Genomic DNA, 2293 nt, shown 5'->3' with positions numbered 1-2293 from the left:
TTTCTTAGTTGTCTTTTTATGCTCTTTTTAGCATCTTTTAGCCTTTGATTACTTGATTTAGCCCGCTAAATCTTCATTATCAAAAACTAAAATCTATCTAAAAATATCTATAAAAATTCAAACTATAATTTTTAAACAGGCTCTTAAAGTAAAAATATATGAAAAAGATAGTTGTTTTATTTGGTCTTTCATTCTTTGTTTTGTCGTGTGCAGCAGTTAGGGTCAATTATGATTATGATCAGGGTACCGATTTTAGCGCTTATAAATCCTATAATTATTATGATGGAATGGATATAGGAATGAGTGAATTGGATGCCAATAGGCTTTTTGACGCCTTGGATGCTAAATTGCAGGCCAAAGGATTGCACTTGTCTGATGCGCCAGATTTTCTTATCAATATAAAGACCAGCACGTTTCAGGAACATCAACGTAATAATGTAGGTGTGGGACTTGGTGGAGGTGGTGGCCATGTTGGTGGTGGGATCTCTATTGGCATTCCTGTTGGTCAATCCAAGATCCATAGGGAGATTGTTTTTGAATTTGTTGATGAAAGTAAATCAGGGTTGTTTTGGCAAGCTGTTAGTGTCAGTGGCTATCAGCCCGATGCAAAGCCAGAAGTAAAAGCCGCACAATTTGATGCTATTGTTGAAAAAGTTCTCTCAGGATATCCACCAGCTATTAAAAAATAATTAGCGTTTTCAACTCATCAAAGCGATTTCATAAATCCATCATTTTGCGATATTTAAAGAAATAACAAGGAGTAGTTAACTTATTGACAATAAGGTGACTGTTTATTTTTGAAAAACCCACACGCGCCGTTCATCGAAAATAATTGGTTTTTTATCGATAATCGTCTACATTCGTACGATACGTTACAACCAAATTATTTTTGTATGAAAACCCTAAAACTTAACCTACTTTTTTTATTGACTTCCGTTCTTTCTTATGCTCAGATTTCAACACAAGAAAAAAACGCTCTCCTAGCACTTTATGATTCAACCAACGGTGCCGCTTGGCGTACGACTTGGGATTTAGAAGCATCGGTTGATACTTGGCATGGTGTTGAAGTGGCCGATGGTAAGGTTATTGCTCTCCAACTCGATTATAACCTATTAAAAGGTACTTTGCCTAATGAATTAGGTGATCTGCAACATCTACAACATTTAAGTTTATTTAGGAATTCTCTTTCGGGATCCATTCCTGCCACGATAGGTAAATTGATTGCCCTGAAAGAACTCAATTTGTCCATGAATCAATTAAGAGGAACGATTCCTGCTGATTTGACCAATTTGTCTTCTTTGGAATCTTTAAAATTGTTTATGAATGAATTGTCCGGATCTATTCCAGTTTCCATTGGTAATCTGTCACAGTTGAAAACCTTGGAGTTGTATAATAACAACTTATTGGGCACGCTTCCGGTATCTATGGAAAATCTTACCAACTTGGAAACATTTGTTATAAGTAGTAATGCCCTTACAGGGAAATTGCCCAACAATTTATCACAGCTCAAAAAGTTGAAGACATTTAGTGTTTTTGACAATGAACTGTTCGGTGAAATTCCTACTTCCATTGGTGATTTAGCTAATCTTGAAGAACTGGTATTATCTAATAATGCCTTTTATGGCGATTTGCCTACATCGCTATTTAAGTTGTCCAAACTAAAGACGCTTTTGATCGGACACAACAGTTTTAAAGGAGAATTGGCGCAGTTGGAGAAAAAATTTCCAAATCTGATTGAATTTGATCACCAGAATGGAAACAATGGAGGTGTGCTTGTTACTTTGGACACAGAAGATTAGCTTAAGAAACATCCTATTTCAAACTCCCGTCATTCATTTGTCGGGAGTTTTTTATTATAAAACATTTCGTAATCGATAAAAAATGTGTATATTTGCATTCTCAAAATAGTGCTTTCGGAATTATGGTCCGAGAATTAAAAGTTAAGTGTGTTATTTTGAAAGTATATCGCGGGATAGAGCAGTAGGTAGCTCGTTGGGCTCATAACCCAAAGGTCACAGGTTCGAGTCCTGTTCCCGCTACTAAACAGGACAAATGAAATTTACTTTCGTTTGTCCTGTTCTTTTTTTGGAGTAATCCGTTGGTTATCTGAAAGATATAGTTTGCGATTACATTCATTCGAGCGGTTCGATAAGTTTTTCCGTCAAACTCCAATTTTTCAGGAAATATCGAATCGATTATATGTCTTTTTGTATCAATTTCACTTTCTTGGTATAACTTTGAGTTCACAGCAAGACTGTTTATAGCATATCCAAAAGCGCCTAATAATCGCCGA

At 35.8% G+C, this 2293-nt stretch carries 2 protein-coding genes and 1 tRNA gene; all 3 read left to right on the top strand.

What is annotated here, in order from left to right; all coding sequences use genetic code 11:
- Window positions 1–158: 158 nt before the first annotated feature.
- The 3 genes from VNJ50_RS03885 to VNJ50_RS03875 all read left to right on the top strand — a co-directional run bounded on the left by VNJ50_RS03885 (window position 159) and on the right by VNJ50_RS03875 (window position 2039).
- Window positions 159–689: a DUF4136 domain-containing protein gene (locus VNJ50_RS03885; protein ID WP_325579233.1), complete on the top strand. Its 531-nt coding sequence runs from the start codon at window positions 159–161 to the stop codon at window positions 687–689.
- Between the two features lie 204 nt (window positions 690–893).
- Window positions 894–1799 (top strand): Two component regulator three Y domain protein, encoded by a 906-nt coding sequence (locus VNJ50_RS03880; RefSeq protein ID WP_325579231.1) that lies wholly within the window; start codon window positions 894–896, stop codon window positions 1797–1799.
- 167 nt (window positions 1800–1966) lie between these two features.
- Window positions 1967–2039: transfer RNA gene (locus tag VNJ50_RS03875), tRNA-Met, on the top strand.
- Window positions 2040–2293 lie beyond the last annotated feature (254 nt).

Source organism: Gelidibacter sp., assembly GCF_035577925.1.
Taxonomy (GTDB): domain Bacteria; phylum Bacteroidota; class Bacteroidia; order Flavobacteriales; family Flavobacteriaceae; genus Gelidibacter.
This window is presented reverse-complemented; position numbering and strand designations above follow the sequence as displayed.

Coding starts and splice junctions, on each gene's coding strand:
- VNJ50_RS03880 (WP_325579231.1), top strand. CDS start 894: ATGAAAACCCTAAAACTTAACCTACTTTTTTTATTGACTTCCGTTCTT.
- VNJ50_RS03885 (WP_325579233.1), top strand. CDS start 159: ATGAAAAAGATAGTTGTTTTATTTGGTCTTTCATTCTTTGTTTTGTCG.